Source organism: Streptomyces sp. CA-249302, assembly GCF_050936785.1.
Classification (GTDB): domain Bacteria; phylum Actinomycetota; class Actinomycetes; order Streptomycetales; family Streptomycetaceae; genus Streptomyces.
On sequence record NZ_JBNJMG010000001.1, the window covers coordinates 1,281,829 to 1,299,365 of the forward strand.

At 71.4% G+C, this 17,537-nt stretch carries 12 protein-coding genes; 5 read left to right on the forward strand and 7 right to left on the reverse strand.

Features of this window, described 5'->3' with window-relative positions:
- Positions 1-81: 81 nt before the first annotated feature.
- Positions 82-966: a LysR family transcriptional regulator gene (locus ACQEWB_RS05770; RefSeq protein ID WP_432827717.1), complete on the reverse strand. Its 885-nt coding sequence runs from the start codon at positions 964-966 to the stop codon at positions 82-84.
- 131 nt (positions 967-1,097) lie between these two features.
- Between ACQEWB_RS05770 and ACQEWB_RS05775 the strand changes: the two genes are divergently transcribed.
- The 4 genes from ACQEWB_RS05775 to ACQEWB_RS05790 all read left to right on the forward strand — a co-directional run bounded on the left by ACQEWB_RS05775 (position 1,098) and on the right by ACQEWB_RS05790 (position 5,292).
- Positions 1,098-1,802: an SDR family NAD(P)-dependent oxidoreductase gene (locus ACQEWB_RS05775; RefSeq protein ID WP_432827719.1), complete on the forward strand. Its 705-nt coding sequence runs from the start codon at positions 1,098-1,100 to the stop codon at positions 1,800-1,802.
- Entirely contained in the window at positions 1,799-2,701 is a 903-nt protein-coding gene (locus ACQEWB_RS05780; RefSeq protein ID WP_432827721.1) for an NAD(P)-dependent oxidoreductase, read from the forward strand. Before ACQEWB_RS05775 ends, ACQEWB_RS05780 begins: the two co-directional genes overlap by 4 nt.
- Before the next feature lie 249 nt (positions 2,702-2,950).
- Entirely contained in the window at positions 2,951-4,195 is a 1,245-nt protein-coding gene (locus ACQEWB_RS05785) for a cytochrome P450 (protein ID WP_432827723.1), read from the forward strand.
- 140 nt (positions 4,196-4,335) lie between these two features.
- Positions 4,336-5,292, forward strand: a complete 957-nt coding sequence (locus ACQEWB_RS05790) for a S66 peptidase family protein (protein WP_432827725.1) — start codon at positions 4,336-4,338, stop codon at positions 5,290-5,292.
- Positions 5,293-6,187: 895 nt separating this feature from the next.
- On the opposite strand, the gene ACQEWB_RS05795 is transcribed toward ACQEWB_RS05790, so the two are convergent.
- The 4 genes from ACQEWB_RS05795 to ACQEWB_RS05810 form a co-directional block, all read right to left on the reverse strand.
- Positions 6,188-8,509, reverse strand: coding sequence for a bifunctional serine/threonine-protein kinase/ABC transporter substrate-binding protein (locus ACQEWB_RS05795; protein ID WP_432827727.1), 2,322 nt, complete (start codon positions 8,507-8,509; stop codon positions 6,188-6,190).
- 52 nt (positions 8,510-8,561) lie between these two features.
- On the reverse strand, positions 8,562-10,955 hold the full coding sequence (locus tag ACQEWB_RS05800) for a bifunctional serine/threonine-protein kinase/ABC transporter substrate-binding protein (RefSeq protein ID WP_432827729.1): 2,394 nt from the start codon (positions 10,953-10,955) through the stop codon (positions 8,562-8,564).
- Positions 10,955-11,800: a hypothetical protein gene (locus ACQEWB_RS05805; protein ID WP_432827731.1), complete on the reverse strand. Its 846-nt coding sequence runs from the start codon at positions 11,798-11,800 to the stop codon at positions 10,955-10,957. The genes ACQEWB_RS05800 and ACQEWB_RS05805 overlap by 1 nt, the downstream gene beginning before the upstream one ends.
- A gap of 183 nt (positions 11,801-11,983) precedes the next feature.
- Positions 11,984-13,099 carry an amidase family protein gene (locus tag ACQEWB_RS05810; protein WP_432843655.1) on the reverse strand — a complete coding sequence of 372 codons (1,116 nt, stop codon included), beginning with the start codon at positions 13,097-13,099 and terminating at the stop codon, positions 11,984-11,986.
- On the opposite strand from ACQEWB_RS05810, the gene ACQEWB_RS05815 reads away from it, so the two are divergent.
- Complete coding sequence (locus ACQEWB_RS05815) at positions 13,032-14,186, forward strand: substrate-binding protein (RefSeq protein ID WP_432827733.1); 1,155 nt, start codon at positions 13,032-13,034, stop codon at positions 14,184-14,186. The two genes, ACQEWB_RS05810 and ACQEWB_RS05815, sit on opposite strands and share 68 nt — an antisense overlap.
- 70 nt (positions 14,187-14,256) lie before the next feature.
- Here the strand turns inward: ACQEWB_RS05815 and ACQEWB_RS05820 are convergent, their stop codons facing one another.
- Together ACQEWB_RS05820 and ACQEWB_RS05825 are read right to left on the reverse strand one after the other, a co-directional pair.
- Positions 14,257-15,231 carry a response regulator transcription factor gene (locus ACQEWB_RS05820; RefSeq protein WP_432827735.1) on the reverse strand — a complete coding sequence of 325 codons (975 nt, stop codon included), beginning with the start codon at positions 15,229-15,231 and terminating at the stop codon, positions 14,257-14,259.
- Positions 15,174-17,273 (reverse strand): AAA family ATPase, encoded by a 2,100-nt coding sequence (locus ACQEWB_RS05825; RefSeq protein WP_432827737.1) that lies wholly within the window; start codon positions 17,271-17,273, stop codon positions 15,174-15,176. The genes ACQEWB_RS05820 and ACQEWB_RS05825 overlap by 58 nt, the downstream gene beginning before the upstream one ends.
- Positions 17,274-17,537 lie beyond the last annotated feature (264 nt).

A 17,537-nucleotide genomic window follows, 5' to 3' on the forward strand; every position in this document is an offset into this window, starting at 1 on the left:
CCGACAGTATGCAAAGGCGTGAGCCGGTACGGCACGAGCGGCACGGTTCCGTACCGCCCGCTCGTCCTCACCGTTCCCGGATCAGAACGTCCCGTCGTCGCGGGTGTAGTTGGAGCTGAGATCCAGCAACGCGGAGACCGCCGGGCTCGGAGCGCGTCCCGCGCGCACCGCGAACGACAACGTGAGGGCGAGCCCCGAGCCGGACAGCGGCCTGACCGCCACTCCCGTCATGTCCGTCGCCTCGAAGCGCGGTATGACGGCCGCGCCGTCGATGGCCCGCACATACGAAACAGCCGTCGCGATGTCGGTTATCTCAACCGATACGCGGCGGTTGATGCCGAGTTCACCGAACGCCCGATCCAGGGCGGTGCGGCTGCCGAAGCCGAGTGCCCCATCGACGAAGTTCTCGTGCGCCAGGTCCCTGAGGGTGATGCTCTCCTGCCGCGCCAGTGGATGTCCCGAGGGCAGGATCACCGTGTAGGGGACGGTGGCGATGTGCCGCAGGTCCAGGTCATGGGCCTCGCCGGGGCCCAGGGCCACTACGCCGACGTCGAGTCGGCCACGTCGCACATCCTCGGCGATGCCGCCGGTCCCGGTGCCTGAGACCTGGATCTGGATGTCGACCAGCGGATGACGCTGCCGGAAGGATCCCACCAGACGCGGTAGATCGAGAGCGGTCATACGGGTCATCGTGCCGATCCGCAGACTGCCCCGCAGCCTCTGTGCCGCTTCGCCGACGACCTCTCTGGCCCTCTCGGCAGCCGCGACAACGGTCTTGGCCTCCGGCAGGAACACCGCTCCGGCCGGAGACAGAGCCACCGCTCTGGTCGAGCGGTCGAAGAGGGAGACCTGGAGCTCCTCCTCCAAGGCGCGGACGGCCGCCGACACGGTCGACTGGGCGGCGAAGAGCCGGGACGCGGCGCGGGTGAAACTGAGCTCTTCGGCTACGGCGACAAAGTACCGCAATTGCCTTATCTCCACGCGTCAATAATCGTCAGATCCGATAACAGCTGTCAATACATTTCGTTGGACTCGATAGGAGGTGGGCGCCAACCTGGTTACCGACAAGGGCACTTGCTGCTTTGGAGGGGAACATCATGACGAGTCAGGTCCTCATCGTCGGCGGTACTTCCGGCATCGGCCGCGAGCTGGCCGCCGCCTACGCCGAGCGTGGCGCCCACGTGGTCATCGCCGGCCGCGACAGCGCACGCGCGGAGAAGGTGGCCGCGGAGCTCGGTGGCGAGGGCGACGGCGGGCGGGTGCGCGGCATCGCCGTCGATCTCTCCAAGCCCGAGAGCATCGAGAAGGCGCTGGGGGACATCGAGCACGTGGACTCGGTCGTTCTCGCGGGCATGCGGCGCGACAGCAACACGATCGGCGACTACGACATAGCCGGGGCAACGGAGTTGGCCGTGGCCAAGCTGGTCGGCTACACGACCGTCGTCCATGCTCTGCGCTCACGCATCTCGCCCAGCGGTTCGGTGCTGCTGTTCGGCGGCCTGGCCAAGGACATGCCGTACCCCGGGTCCACCACGGTCACCACGGTGAACGCCGGCGTGATGGGCCTGGTGGCAACGTTGTCCAAGGAGCTGGCCCCGATCCGCGTCAACGCCGTCCATCCCGGCGTCGTGGGCGACAGCCCTTACTGGGCGGGCAACGAGCCGGTCCTGAAAGGCGCCCGTGAGCGGACGCTGACCGGCGTGCTTCCGACCATGCGGGACATGGTCGACGGCTCCTTCTTCCTGCTGCACAACCCGGCGGCGAACGGCGTGAACCTCAGCCTCAACGGCGGCGTCATATGAGCAATGCCCTGCCGGGGGTGGCAGTGGTGGGGATCGGCCGCCTCAGTCGCCCCCTGGTGGTGCGCCTGCGCCGGGCGGGGTACGGCGTGACCGTGACCAACCGTACGCGAGAACGGGCGCTGAACGTCGCGGCCGAGACGGGTGCTCAGGTGGCCGACTCGCCACGGGAGGCAGCGTCGTCCGCCGACATCGTCATCGTCTCCCTCGCCGACGACACCGCAGTGCACGAGGTCTACCACGGACCCGACGGTCTCCTCGCCGGCCTTCGCCCGGGCACGACGGTGCTGGAAACCAGCACGATCTCCCCTCGTACGGTGATGTCGCTCGTGCCCCTGGTCCGGGAACGCGGCGCCGTCCTGCTCGACACTCCGGTGTCCGGATCGGTCGAGTTGGCGGCACGCGGCGAACTCACCGTTCTGGCGGGCGGTCCCGAGGAGTCCCTGAAGCAGGTGCGCCCCGTCATCGACATCCTGGCCACCCGGATACTGCACTTCGGGGGCTCGGGCAGGGGCAGCGTCATGAAACTGGTGATCAACTCACTGCTCCTGTCGCTGGGGACGGCCCTCGCCGAGTCCCTGGTGCTCGCGGAGCGTGCCGGTATCGACCGGTCGGACGCCTACGACGCCTTCACGCAGAGTGCGGCCGCGGCCCCCTTCGTGCTGTACAACCGGGAGAACTTCGTACGGCCGCAGGAAGCCGCGACCCACATGACGCTGACGCTGGTGGCCAAGGACCTGTCGCTGATCGACGGGTTGGCGTCATCCGTGGGAGCACCCATGGCCCAGCTGGAAGCGAGCCGTCGGCTCATCGACCAAGCCCTGGCGGCTGGCCTGGGAGACCAGGACGGTTCCGTACTGGCCGAGTTCCTGCGCCACACCGCGGCGGCGCCGCCAGGCTGATCACTTGAGCGGACGTGTGCCGGGCGTGGGAAAGGCGAACGAAGCCCCTCGCATCTCGACACTCGGATCGCTCTCTACCGCAGTCTCCTGGCGGGGCGCCAGTGTCTGATCCTTCTTGACCACGCACGAAACGCAGAACAGGTGCGCACCTAACGTCATTCGGCACCAGGTCTGGGCTGCGCATCCGTACGAGGTCCGCGCGAAGAACCAGCAATGACATCTGCACGCCTAGAAAGGCAGGACCACGACATGACCTCGGCCACCGGACATGGTGACGAAGACCCGCAGAACTACCCCTTCGTGGGCGTCACCGCCCTCGAACCGCCCGCCCAGTGGGCCGGGTTACGCGAGAAGTGCCCCGTGACTTGGGTACGCACACCCGGCGGTGACGAGACCGCGCTGCTGACCCGCTACGAAGACGTCCGCAAGCTGTTCGCCGACCGCAGGTTCCGCCGGAACCTGGCCGCGGAGGACACCACCCGGCTGGACGATTCCGAGGACGGCGGACTGTTCCACCAGCCCGATCCCGGCGAGGAAGGCATATCGGAGGCCGACTCCGACCGCTCGGACCACACCCGCTGGCGCTCCGTCCTCACCCGGGCCCTGACCGGGCGGCGGCTCGACGAACTGCGCCCGCGTATCGCCACGAAGGCCGACGAGCTCATCGACACCATGACGGCCCGCCCGGGGCCCGCCGATCTCGTCAGTGCCCTGGCGCGTCCGCTGCCACTGTGGGTCATCTGCGAGGCTCTCGCCATCCCGCTCCAGGACCAGGAGCAGATTCTGCGGTGGTCGACGGTCCTGCTCAGCCTCACCCGCCACACGCGAAGCGAGATGGACCAGGCCGCCGGCGATTTCTACGCGTACATGATCACGCACATCGAGAACAGGCGTGCCGCCCCCGGCGACGACGTCATCAGCGAGCTCACCGCGATCGTCGACGCAGGCGACGGACGCTTCGACGAGGCCGAGCTGGCGAGTGCGGGAATCGGTCTGCTCGTCGCCGGACACGAGACCACGTCCCAGATGATCGGAAAGATGACCGCGATGCTGCTCGCCGACCGCGACCGGTGGCGCGAACTGCTGGCCGACCCCGGACTCATACCCACCGCAGTGGAGGAAGCACTGCGTTTCGATGCCAACCACGGCTTCGCGCTGCCGCGATACCTCTCCGCCGACGTGGAGTTCGGCGGCACCACCCTCACCCGCGGCTGCACCGTTCTGGCCGAGATCGCCGCGGCCAACCGTGACGGGACCGTCTTCCCGCACCCCGACCGGATGGATCTACGGCGCTCCCCCAATCCCCATCTCACCTTCGGACACGGTCCCCAGATCTGCGTGGGCCGGGAATTCGCGCGCAACGAACTCAGGACCGTCCTCGCCACCCTGCTCAAGAGGCTCCCGACGCTCGAACTCGCGGTACCGGCCGAGCAGTTGAAACGCCGGGAAGGGATCCTGGTCGGCGGCCTGGAGGAGCTCCCGGTCCGCTGGTGACGGCCACGGGCTGCCGGAGCGGCGGTCGGCGCGCCGCACTTTTCCGCCCTCTCCTGTCAGCAAGGGCCGTTATGCCCAGCGGCCAGGGTCTGTTGCGCAATTGGATCTCGGCCGTGGGTGGTCACGCGCAGAATCGTCGGATGGATGACTACCAGAATCCGCAGCCGTTGAGGGCGCCGCGCTTGCGGCCCGGAGATCGGGTGCGGATCGTCTCTCCCGCCTGTCCGCCGAGTCGGGAAGAGGTCGCCCGGGGCGTCGACCTGCTCACCTCCTGGGGCCTCCAGGCCCAGCTGGGCGAACACGTCTTCGACCAGTGGGGCTACATGGCCGGCCGCGACGAGGACCGCGTCGCCGACCTCAACGCGGCGTTCCGCGATCCAGGCATCCGTGCCGTGATCGCCGCCATGGGCGGCAAAGGCACCTACCGCATCGTCGACGACCTCGACACCGACGCCCTCGGACGCGACCCGAAGCCGGTCGTCGGCTTCAGCGACATCACCCACCTCCACCTCGCCCTGTGGTCACGATGCCGCCTGGCCACACTCCACGGCCCCTTCGCCAAACGCGACGACAGCTACACCGGGCCCGCCTCCGCCGAGTCCCTGCGCCGCGCGCTGATGACCACCGATCCCGTCACCCTCCACCGGGACCCGTCCGAGGCCACCGCGGACGTCACCGTGGAGGGCACGGCGACGGGGTTCCTGATGGGCGGCAACCTCAGTGCGATCCGCACGGAGACCGGAGCCGGCCTGCCCAGCCTGCGGGGGGCCATCCTCTTTCTCGAACACCGGAGAGGAACCGGACTGGGCGAGGTCGACCGCGCACTGACCCAGCTCACCCGCTCGCGGGCGCTCGACGGTGTCCGCGGCGTCGCCCTCGGCCAGTTCCTCGGCTTCGAACGCGATGCCGACGATCCCACGCTGGGCGGATGGGGCATCCGCGACGTCCTGCGCGACCGACTGGCCGCACTCGGTGTGCCAATCCTGGGCGGGCTCCCCGCCGGGCACGGCAGCAATCCCCCGACGATCCCCCTTGGCACCCAGGCGACGATCGACACAGCTACGGGAACGCTGACCGTCCTGCCGGCCGTCGTCTAGGGTCTCTCCGTGGTGAAGGTGCTGGTCACAGCCACTCGTTGAGGGCAGCGACCAGCACGGTCGCCTCGTAACGGACGGCAAGCTTGTGCCGAGTTTCCAGCCGTTGCGAACGCGGGGCGGGAACAACCCCGGGCCCGCGGGGATCGTCCCTCGGAGGCCTCGTTGATGAACGCTTCGGGATCCTGCTCCCCGCGTTTGCAGGGATGGCCACTCGTCGCGCTCCAGAGCGCTTCCTGAGTAGTCGCCCCACTGTCCACGTCGACCAGCCAATCAAGGGGTTCCTTCTCTTCGGCGCGCACCGAAGCTACAGATCTGGTCCCGGCGTGGTCACACTCCTTGCGTCATTTAGGACGTATCTCTCTGGTGGGCCTGGTCTGTGACGCTCGTTTTCGACGGGGCTTCAGGGCTGCCGTCGACCCGGGGGCGGAAAGCCGGTTCCGGGAGATTCTCTGGCCGGCTTCCTTCCCGGACACGCCCCAAGCCCGTATCCATGCGCGCGCGTTGGCCGTACTGGTGGTCATCACCTCGCCGTGTGCGGCGTTCCAGCGCTTCTACTGGGCTGACGACCCCCAGGTCGCCAGTATCGAGGAGGCCTGCTCGGGCCGGCTCGGGCAATGGTGGTGCCGTGCGGGTGGATGGCGGTGCCGTCTCCGAAGGGACGGCCCATTCGGCGGCGGTGAGCCGCTCGAAAGGGGCGAGTCTCCAGGCGAACAGCGCTGGTGGGTGGGTGGCGCAGAACGCGTAGTCGACATCGGGGAGTTCGGCGAGGCATACGTCGTGGAACGTCTCCGGGGTCTCGGAAGTACCCGTAGGCGTCCCCGTCGCGGCCGGTAGCGTCGACCTGGCCGGCTCGGGGTACAGCAGACGGGCCTGGCCGAGGGCGTGAGCCGTGGGCTCAGGCGGTGGCGTCCCGGTAGTCGCCCAGGCAGTGGAAGGCGCCCGCCGTCGCCCGGAACAGGTACATCGCGTCCGTGTAGCGGTAGGTGGACGAGTCGTAGCGCAGCCGCTTGGTGATCCCCCGGTAGTCGGTTTCTCGCAACTGGCCCACGATCGCGGCCCGTTCGGCGCGCGACGCGCCGCCCAGGGCCGTCATGGCGCGGGCCACGAAGAGCGTCGCGTCGTAGGCCTCGGCTGCGTACCAGGGCGGCGCGGTCTTGAAACGTGCCCGGTAGGTGGTGACGAAAGACTTCGCGGCCGTCACCCGGGTGGGGTCCAGGAACGCGGCGGCGAACACCCAGCCCTGGGCCGCATCGCCCGCCGAGGTGAGGAAGCGGGCGTCGAGGGCGCGCTCGCCGGCCAGCCGTGCGCCGGAATAGCCCGCCGCAGTCAGCGCCCGGGCCAGCCGTGCCGCCCGGACGTACCCGCCGCCGAACACCACCGCGTCCGCTCGCGCATCCGTCACCGACCTCGCCAGGGCACGGAAGTCGGCCGTATCGCTCTCGGCGGCGAGCGTCCGACGGATGACGGTGCGTCCCCCGGAGCGCACGGCCTCGTCGATGCTCGAGCACAGCCGCCAGCTGCCGTCGCCCTCCGCGGCGTCGTCGATCAGCACCGTCCTGCGGGCCGCCACCGTGCGCACGAGGTACGCGACGAGCGGCGCCGCCAGGGTGGAGTCGCTGGGACGGGTGGCCGCGTAGACCCGGTAGGTGGTCGGCGAGACCTCGTCGAGTCCGACGGACACCGTGACCATCGGGAGCCGCGCCCGCTGGTAGAGGTCGAGGGTGGCCTTGGCGCAGGCGTCGGTGGTCGGCCCGAGCACCGCCCGGACCCGCGCGTCCGCCGCCAGTTGCCCGGCGATCCGCCGCGCCCGGGTGGTGTTGCCCTCGTCGTCCTGGATCTGGAGCGCCAGGTCGAAGCCGCGTCCGGCAAGGGAGTTGAGATGGTCGACGGCGAGCCGGGCACCGTTCTCCTGAGCCCGGCCGACCGTTTTCTGCTCGCCGCTGAGATCGGCGTGCAGGGCGACGACCAGCCGCGGCAGCGGGCTCGAACTGCCCTGGGCCGATGCACGGCCGGGACTTCCGGCCGTCCGCCAGAACGCCGTCCCGCCCGCCGCCAGCACCCCGGCGACGGAGCCGAACACCAGGAAGCGACGGCGGGTCGGACCCCAACCTCCAGCAGGAGCCATATCGACGGCCGTCGTCGCCGCCGTCGCCGCCATGGACACCTCGGTCGCCTCGACAGCGGGCAGGGCGAGCACGGCCGCCGAACGGCGTGCGATCAGCCGGGTCACCGGCTCCGGCAACCAGCCACCACCACCGCCACCACCTTCGCCCTCGCCACCGCCACCGCCACCACCTTCGCCCTCGCCACCACCACCTTCGCCCTCGCCCTCGCCCTCGCCCTCGCCCTCGCCCGCACCATCCCTGACCCGCCGTACCTCGCCCGCACCGCCCAGGACCCGCCACGCCTTACCCGCCCCCTCCAGGACCCGCCGCACCTCGGCCGCCCCCGGCCGCGCTGCGGGCTCCTTTGCCAGGCAATCCCGCAGCAGCGGCAGCAACGACTGCGGCACGCCGTCCAGTCGAGGCTGGTCATGGATCGTGCGCATCAGCGTCTCGGCCGCGGAACCCCACCCGAAGGGGCGCTCGCCGGTCACCGCGTACACCAGCAGACAGCCGAGCGAGAAGACGTCGCTGGGCGGGCCGATCTCCCGGCCCCTGCCCTGGGCCTGCTCGGGAGAGAGGAAGCCGGGTGAGCCCACCACCATCCCGCTGGCGGTGAGCGCGGTGTCCTCCGGCATCCGGGCGATACCGAAGTCGATCATCCGGGGTCCGTCGACCGCGAGCAGCACGTTGCCGGGTTTGACGTCCCGGTGCACCAAGCCCGCCGCATGCACCGCGTCCAGTGCGGCGGCCAGCCGCGACCCGAGTACGCGGACGCTGTCGTACGGCAACGGGCCGCACTCCCCCAGGGCCTCGTCCAGGGCGGGACCCGGTACGAACGCCGTGGCGAGCCAGGGTGATTCCGCGTCCGGGTCGGCGTCGAGCAGCGGCACCACCCAGGGGCTCACGACCCGCCCCGCCGTCTCCACCTCACGCCGGAACCGGGCCCGGAACCCCGCGTCGCCGGCATACGCCGGGCGGATCACCTTCACGGCGGCGAGCGCGCCACCGGGAGAGCGGCCCAGGTACACCACACCCATGCCGCCCGCACCGAGCCGGCGCAGCAGCCGGTAGTCCGCGATCCTGGCCGGGTCGGATCCGCGCAACGGCTCCATCAACGCCCCGTCGAACGAACGCCCGAGTCGGACAGGTGAGCACCTGATCCCATCAGGCGGACACCTGATACGGCGCCACGCCCTGGTAGGCGAACCGGCCGCCCTCGACCCGCCACAGGTAGACCCCGCTGCCGTCGATCACCAGCGCCCCGGTCTCCTTGTTGAACGCGAGGTTCCGCGCGATCCCGGTGTACGACCCCGCTCGCAGCGCCGTGGTCAGGTTCTGCCGGGTGCGGCTCTTGATGCTCAGTGACCGCAGTGTCTTCACGGCGAACTGCGCCACGTCGTACGTCTCCACGGCGTACCGCTCCGGCTCCGCGTCGAAGAGCTCGCGGTACGCGGCCCGGAACGCCTTCGCCTCCGGCGCCACCATGGCGTCCATCGCCGGGGCGACGATCGTCCAGCCGTCCGCCGCGTCGCCGGCCGCGGACAGGAACCGTGCGTCGAGCACTCCTTGGGCGGCGGCCCTCGCACCCGGAAAGTCACGTCGGTGCAGCTCCCGGGCCAGCAGCGCGGCCCGTTCGTGGTAACCGGCGAAGACCACCGAGTCGGCGCCCCCGGCCAGCAGGGCGTCCAGGGTCGGCCCGAAGTCGGTGCGCAGGGCGCTGACCACCTTGGGCACGGCCGGCAACGGGACCTTGCGCAGAATGTTGGCGAGGGTGCTGCTGATCTCCCAGCCATAGGCGTCCGCCGCCCGGTCGTCCACGATCCCGACCGTGCGCGACTTCGCCGTACCCCGCAGGTAGGCATCCAGGTAGAAGGGCAGGATCGTGTCCGTCACCCGTGCGTGCAGGAAGGACCGGCTGCCCAGCACCGTCAGCGTGGTGGCCCCGGGCGTCACTGCGAGCAGCGGCAGTGACGCGGCGTCGTATGTCGCCAGCGAGGCCAGGGCGGTGGCGTCCGTGGTGGGACCGATCACCGCCAGCACGGAACGGTCGGCGACGAGTTCCTTGGCCGCCGCGAGGGCCCGGGCCGGATCACCGCCGTCGTCCACCGTCTTCACGGCGAGTGAGAACGGCGCGGACGCACGGGAGTTGAACTCGTGGACCGCGAGCCGCAGACCCCGCTCCTGCGCACGGCCGACGTCTTTCTGATCACCCGTCAGATCGGCGTGCAGGCCCAGGGTGTAGAGGGGCTGGGAGTCCGCCGGTGTGGCCTCGCGGTTCTCGCCGCCGTTCCGGTCGAGTGCCGCCCACGCCGCCAGCCCGCCCCCGGCCGCGACGACCGCCCCGCCCCCGGCCAGGAGCAGGAATCGGCGTCTGCCGACGGCACGGCCCGCGGGCTGCGCGGCCGTGGTGCCCGTCGGGGTGGTGCCGGCGGACTCGGTGGCGACCTCGGTCTCGTCGATGGCGGGCAGTGCGAGCCCGGCGGCCGAACGCTCCGCGATCATCCGGACCAACGGCTCGGGCAGCCAGGCCTCTTCGTCGAGCGGCCGTTCGGTATCCGGTCCGGGTGACGGCTCTTCGTCGGCAGTACCGACGCCTTGCTCCTCATCGCCGGGGACGACGGGCCGACCCTCATCGCCGGGCCCGACGGCCTGCTCCTCGCCGACGGGCGTCTCATCCGCGACTGCCGGAGGGCGTATCGCCCGCAGAGCCTCCCGCGGATCGGCGGGCGGGAGAGGCCGGACGGGTACGGCGGGTACGGCACCCAGGAGGGACTCCGCCAATTCCCCGGCGGTGGGCCGCAGTTCGTGCTCCTTCTCCAGACAGTCACCCACCACCCCGGCCAGTTCCGCCGGCACGCCGTCGAGGTCCGGAGTGTCGTGCACCGTCCGGTACAGCAGGGCGTCGAGCGATCCGGTCCCGAACGGAGGACGGCCCGTGGCGGCGAAGGCCAGCACACACCCCAGCGAGAAGACATCGCCGGCCGGTCCGGGAACCCCCGCGCCACGTGCCTGCTCCGGCGGCAGGAATCCGGGCGTACCGACGACGACACCGGTCGAGGTGAGCGCGGTGTCCTCGGGGTCGCGGGCGATACCGAAGTCGATCAGCCGGGGCCCGTCGAGGGCCAGCAGCACGTTTCCGGGCTTGACGTCCCGGTGGACGAGCCCGGCCGCGTGGATCTCCCGCAACGCCTCGGCGAGCCGCGCCCCCAGCACCCGCAGGCCGCGCACCGGCAGCGGCCCGTACTCGGCGACGGCCTCGCCGAGCGAGGGGCCGGGCACGAACGCGGTGGCCAGCCACGGCTGAGCCGCCTCGGGGTCCGCGTCCACCAGGGACGCCACCCAGGGGCTGGTCATCCGCCGGGCCGTCTCCGCCTCGCGCCGGAAACGCTCCCTGAAGTCCCCGTCCTCGGCGTACTCGGCCTGAATCACCTTCAGCGCCGCCAGAGTTCCGCCGGCCGAGCGGGCCAGGTACACGACACCCATCCCGCCCGCGCCGAGCCGCCCGAGCAGCCGGTAGTCCGCCAGCTTGGCGGGATCGGTGGTACGCAGCGGTTCCATCAATTCCCCTTCAGCCGCTGCTCGATGCGCGTCAGCATCTTTGCGAGGGCCTTGCTGCCGAGTTCGTTGAGATCCTGCTCGGTGTTCCCGGCGCCACCGGTCACGGAGACGGCCACGACGACCGTGCCGAGGCGGGCGACCATCCAGCGGTACGGCTGTCCGGAGCCGCCGCTCCCGACATAGGTGCCGGCCTCCAGCACGGAGTCGTCGGCGTACTCCTGCTCGCGGGCGCCGAAGGGAGTACCCAGCGACATCAGACCCGTGATCCGTTCCTCCGACCGCGGCAACTGCTCCGGGCAGCGCAGCACTTCCTCGAGAGTGGTGCTCAACTGCTCGTCGGCGCCGAGGACCGAGCCGTGCACGGTGGCCACGGCCGTCACCCTCACGGCCCCCTTGCCCGCACCCGCGGGCAACCTGCTGTAGCGGGACGTGCTCGCCAACACCCCATGGGGGAGCTTCTCCCGCTCCCAATGACAGTCCTTGTCCAGCACAGCCCACGTACCCGGAGTGCTCACCGCCGGAGCCTGGGCGACGTAACCCCGACCCCAGTCGCCCGGGGCGAGCACGACGGAATCGGTCAGGCGACGCCCGTCCTTGGAGGTCTTGGGCACCAGGGAGGCATCCGGCGTGAAGACGGCGGAGGCGGCGGACGAGGACCCCGACGGGGTCGCGGTGGCACTCGGCGAAGCGTCGGCCTGGGCACTGGCCGAAGAAGGGGCTGTCCCCGAAGTGCTCTCCCGCACCGCTCCCTTGTCCGTCGTCTGGCCCGAACACCCCGTCAGCAGGCTTCCCGCCACCAGCAAGGTCACCCAACTCCCCCGTACCACCTGGGCGTTGCCTGTCACTCAATCCCCTCAACACCGATTGTTCTGTCCGACACCCCGAACGTAGGCGCGACTCGAGTGACGGCGCCTCAGTGGAACCACGTAGCCGACCACGCATTCCGCCTGTTCGCCCCGACCGCGGGACGACGACAGCCGCGCTGGACTCCAACTCCTCTGCGGACACGCACCGAACCACGGGAAGCCTCAGCCACAGATCTCTTCCAGGGTCAGCCCGAGGGCGAGCAGTTCGCGGTCGGCTCCGACGCGGGCGTCGATCTCCAGACCCGTCGGCAGACCGTTGGTCGCCACGCCCATGGGGATGCTCAGACCAGGGGCGCCGATGACGCTGGCCGGGCCGGTGTTGCGGATGAAGGTGGCGAAGGTGTCGACGGGTTCTCCGCACAGGACCATGCCCTGGTCACAGGTGGCAAGGTCCAGGGCGGTGGCCGGGGTGGTCGGGAGGACCAGGCCGTCCAGGCCGTGTACGGCGAACGTGTCCGCGTAGGCCGTACGCAGTCGTCGCCAGCGGTCCAGGCACTCGCGGTAGACGTCCTCGGAGACCAGGGCCGGGGCCCCGTCGACGACACAGTTCTCGAACACGCCGCGCACGTCGGAGCCGGCGATGAGGGCCGTGAGCGCGGTGAGGTCCGTCTCCGGCCGGTACTTCGACAGGTAGACGGACAGCTCCACCCGGGTCTCGTACAGCACGATGGCCATACCGGTCTCGAACTCGCCCTCGGTGAAGGAGCCGACATCGACCGGGACCAGTGACACGCCGGCCCGCGCAAGGTCACGCAGGGCCGCCTCCCACCGGACGGCGACCTCGTCCTCCAGCCGCCCGGTGAGGTGACCGGTCGGCACACCCAGCCGGATCGAGCCCGGCGGCCGGGCGGCGACCGGGGTGTCGTCACCGCTGAGTACCTCGTCCAGCAGAACCAGGTCCGCGACCCGGCGCGCCATGGGACCGATGGTGTCCCGGGTACTCGACAGCGGCGTCACGCCCTCTCCCGGGTAGCGCCCGAGCGTGGGACGGAACCCGCAGGTGCCCGTGACGGCGGCGGGCACCCGTACCGAGCCGCCGGTGTCGGTGCCCAGGCCCGCGCGCACCACTCCGGCCGCGACGAGCGCGGCGACCCCGCCGCTGCTGCCACCCGCGAAGCGGCTGAGGTCGTGGGGATTGCGCACCGGGCTGAACGCCTGGTTGTTGCTGGTGACGCCGAGCGCCAGCTCGTGCATGTTGGCCTTGCCCAGAATGACGGCACCGGCCTCGCGCAGCAGCCGTACCGCCGGCGCGTCCTGCGCGGGGACGAACTCCCGCAGGGCCGGGGTGCGTGTCGCCCTTCTGACGAGCCTGTCGCGGAGCGCCGGCCTGTTCGGCCGGGCCGCCGCCAACTGCGCGGCGCTGGCGGCCGAGGAGATCAACGCAGAGGGCGGCATCCGCGGCCGGCCGGTCCGGATCGAGGTGATCGACGATCCCACCCATGCCGCCACGGGGCTGGCTCGGCTGCAGGAACTCGACCGGCGGGGCGGCCTGGCAGCCGTGGTGGGCGTCCACAGCTCGGCGACCTTCAACGCGGTGAGCCGCTACGCGCGGGCATCGGGCCTGCTGTATCTCTACACCGCCGCGAACGAGGGCAGCCGCGTGCAGAACGGCACGCTGTTCCGGCTCGGTGAGTCGGTGGCGGACCAACTGGCGGAGGCCGTCCCGGCGTTGATGCGCGAGAGCGGCGGCCGCTCCTGGTACCTGATCGGCAACGACTACTCCTGGCCGCGGGCCGTCTGCACGCACGGCCGCCGCATCGCGAAGCACTTCGGCGGCGGTGTCGTCGGCGAGCGTCTCGTCGGGATCGGCGAGTCGTCGTTCGACGACGTGCTGGAGGACATCGAGGCGTCCGGCGCGGAACTCGTGCTGTCGAGCCTGGTGGGGTGGAGCTCGGTCGACTTCGAGCGGCGGTTCCACGCCGCGGGGCTGCGCCGCCGTGTCCGTACCCTCGCGCCCCTGCTGGAGGAGAGCACCCTTGAGCATCTGGGCGCGGCAGGCAGCGGGGTCTGGTCCTGCCTGCCGTACTTCTCCGCCCTGGACACGGCGGAGAACACCGGCTTCCTACGCCGCTACCGGGCCGTTTTCGGCCCCTGGGCGCCGTCGCCGTCGGCGCTGGCGGAGTCGGCGTACGAGGGTCTGCACCTGTTCGCCCGGGCCGCGCGGGAGGCGGGGTCGCCGCGCGGCGGGGACGTCTCCCGGGCGCTGCGGGGTCTCACGCTGACCGGGCCGCGCGGCCGTGTCTCGGTGGGAGCCGACGGCCGGCTGCGGCAGAGCATGCACCTGGCCGAGGCCTCCGCCACGGGGTTCGCGATCCTCGCCCAGGTGGCGTCCGGTACGGACCCGACGGAGGTGGAGTGGGTCTGAGGTTGCTCACGACTCGAGTCCCCCAATCCCCGAGCGGAGTGCGTCCCAACGCCGCCATCAGTGGAACTACTCAACTGCCGTGCCCAGCGGGAGGGTGTCCCGTCTCGAAGAACAGTGGCTGTGGGGCCGGTGCGGTCCGTCGGCTGAGGGCGGCGCGTGTCACCAGGCCCGCCAGTGCCGACCGGGAAGGCAGTCCGGTCTTGCGGTAGATGGCCGACAGGTGGCTCTCGACCGTGCGGCTGCTGAGGAACAGCTTCGTGGCGATGGCCTGGTTGCTCAGCCCTTCGGCGACGAGATCGGCTATCTCCCTTTCCCGTCTGGTCAGTTGGTCCAGCTCCGTGGGCGTGCCCGGCGGTTCGCGCAGCAGCTGTTCCGGTCCCGTGGCGAGGCGGTCGGGTCCCGTCGGCCCGGGCACCGCTTCCTCGCCCGGTGGGCGCACGATCGCGGCCAGGTCGGTCAGCAGCTGTGCGCCGCCGTCGGCGAGGAGGCGGTGGGCCCGTCTCCACAGGGCGGCGGCGTGCCGGGCGTCTCCCGCGGCCTGTGCCTGGGTGGTGGCGAGCAGCAGGGAGTACGCCTCCCAGAGCGTCGCCCCCGAGGGTGCGTACGCCCGCGCGGCGCGTTCGAAGAGGTGGGCGGCCTTGTGCGGGTCTCCGCGATGTTGGGCGAGCGCCGCCCGGGCGCGCAGTGCCGCTCCTCGCTGGCCGTGCAGCCCCATCCGTTCGGCCTCCGCGACCGCCTGCGCGGCCCAGCGCTCGGCCTGATCGGCGTCGCCGGTCGCGAGGGCCGTGGCGACGAGGGTCTCCAGCTGGCCGGGGCGGGTCGAGGGCTGGAGCTTCAGCAGGTCGGGGCCGCCCGCCGTCAGGATGGCGTGCTGGGCCCGGTGCGGCTCGCCGCCGACGAGGGCCGTGTGGCCGAGCATGCATCCGGCCAGCGAGGCCCACCAGTGCGCGCTTCCGCCGGCCGCGGCCACGGCCTCCTCCGCGGTCGTCAGGCCGGCCGTGTCGCCCAGGGGCGGGACAGCAGGAGGGTCAGTCCCTTGAAGCACAGGGTGAAGGCCAGGAGGTCGCTGCTGCCGATGGCCCGTGCGACGGATTCCGCCTCCTCCGCCGACTCCAGAGCGGCCGTCAGACGGCAGGTGGTGAGCTGTACGAAGGCCTTGCCGGTCAGCAGATGAGGAAGGACATGGACCTGACCGCTGCGGCGGGCGACCTCCAGCCCCCGGTCCGCGTGGCGTTCCGCGTCGGCGTAGCGCTCCAGCACGGCTTCCGCCCAGGCCAGCCAGACCAGCGACTCGGACGCCTCCGTGACGGCGGGATCGGTGAAGCCGTCCACCAGCCCGGCCGCGGCGTCGGCGAGCCGGCCGGCCGCGGCGGCCTGTCCCTCGTAGGCCTCGCCCAGCGACGCCAGCGCCAGGGCCGCTGCCTCTCCCCGGAGATCGCCGTGCGCACGGGCCACCGCGAGGGTCCGCGCGATGTCGTCGCGTACGTCGGCGTAGGAGACGGTGTTGAGGGCCGCCATGCCGAGGGCGAGGCCCAGTGAGACCGCCTGGCGCGGCTCGGGGCCGGGCGTGCGGGCCAGTTCCCGCTGGAGCAGGGCGAGGGCTTCCGGGGAGTGTCCGAGGTGACGTTCCATCATGGCGCACAGCGCCGTCGCGTCCCCGCGCAGCGACGCGTCGTCCTCGCCCGGGCCGCTGATCAGCGCGTGCAGCAGGTCCCGGCTCTCCCGCAGGCTGCCGCCCACCCCGAGCGCTCGCGCCCGCGCCAGCGTCAGCTCGCCGCGGCGCCGGGCGTGGGCGGCCGTGGCGGGCATGATCCGCAGGACGACGTCCAGGAGATGGGCGGCCGTGGCCGGCGCCGTGTGCGCGAACTGGGCGGCGGCCTCGCTCAGTACGGCCGCCGCCGCTGGATCCCAGCCCGTCAGGGATCTCTCCACGTGGTGGGCGCGTTCGGCGGCGGGGGCGCCGGTGCGGGCCAGTTCGGCCGCGGCGGTGCGGTGGATCTCGGTACGGCGGGACGCGGGCGTGTGCTCGTAGACCGACGCCCGCAGCAGTGGATGGCGCAGGGTCCACCGGCCGTCGGATCCCGTGCGCAGCAGATCGCGCCGCCCCAACGCGCCGATACGGTCGTCGAGTTCGGCCGCCGTGGGGTTCCCGGTCGTCAGACTCACCATGGCGGGCGTGGCATGGTCCCCGAGGACCGCCACCGCTTCGACGGTACGACGTTGTACGGCCGGCAGCGCGGTCAGTTCCTCCAGGAGCAGCGCGGCGAGTCCGCTCGGTGTCCCGGTCGTGGTGCCGGCGTGGCCGTGGGCGGCCGTGTCCCGCCGTACACCCTGCCGGTGGGCGTGCAGGAGACAGTGGAGGTAGAGCGGGTTGCCCCCGCTGGCGTCGTGGATCTCCCTGGCGTCGCCGGCCGGCAGATCCGGGGCCAGTGCCTCGATCGACTCCTGTTCGTCCAGCGGTCGCAGCCTCATCCGGAGTACGGCTCCGCTGTCGACGCCCCGCATGAGCGCGGCGTCCAGGGAGGGCGCCGTCTGCCGTTCGCGGCGGGCGACGACCAGCAGCACCCGTCCGCGCACCGGGTGCCGGATCATGTGGTCCAGCAGCTCCAGGGACGCGGGATCCGCCCAGTGCAGGTCGTCCAGCACCATCACCAGACCGCTCTGCTCCCCGAGCGTGGTCAGCACGTCGGCGAGGGCGCGGTGGAGACCGAAGCGGTCGCGGACGCCCGTGCCCGGTGCCGAGTGCAGTGCCGCGGGCGTGCCGTACAGGACGGGTGCCGCCGCCTCGGGTACGGCGTCGGAGGCGAGGAAGGCCGGATCGGCGTCGACGAACGCGTCCGTGAACACCTGGAAGGGGGTGTGCAGTTCGTACTCGGTGGCCCTGCCGCGCAGCACGGCCGGGCCCCGCTGCCGGGCCCGCGCGCAGAATTCGCTGAGCAGTCGGCTCTTGCCCATGCCTGCGTCGCCTACGACGTCGATCACGGCGGGCCGGCCGTCCTGCCCCACACCGCCGATCACCGAGTCGAACCGTGCCAGCTCAACTGCCCTGCCGACCAGCGTCGTCGCCGTCTCCTCGAACGCCGGCACTATCGTGTTTCCCTTCCGTGGACATCCCCTTGCACGGCCACGAGGACATCGCGCGTCAATTCGCCCCTCCCCCGTTGGGCGGCCTCAGTGAAGCAACCTGTGAGGGCGAGCGGGCCAAAGTGTGATCGAAGGTGAAATAACAAGTCAAGCTATCCATTCTTCCGGACAACGCTCTGCCGCTGCTGCGGCAACGGCGGTTGGACGTGGTGATCTCCTACCAGTACCGCTTGCTCGGCACACCTCAGCCAACGGGCACCACGGCCG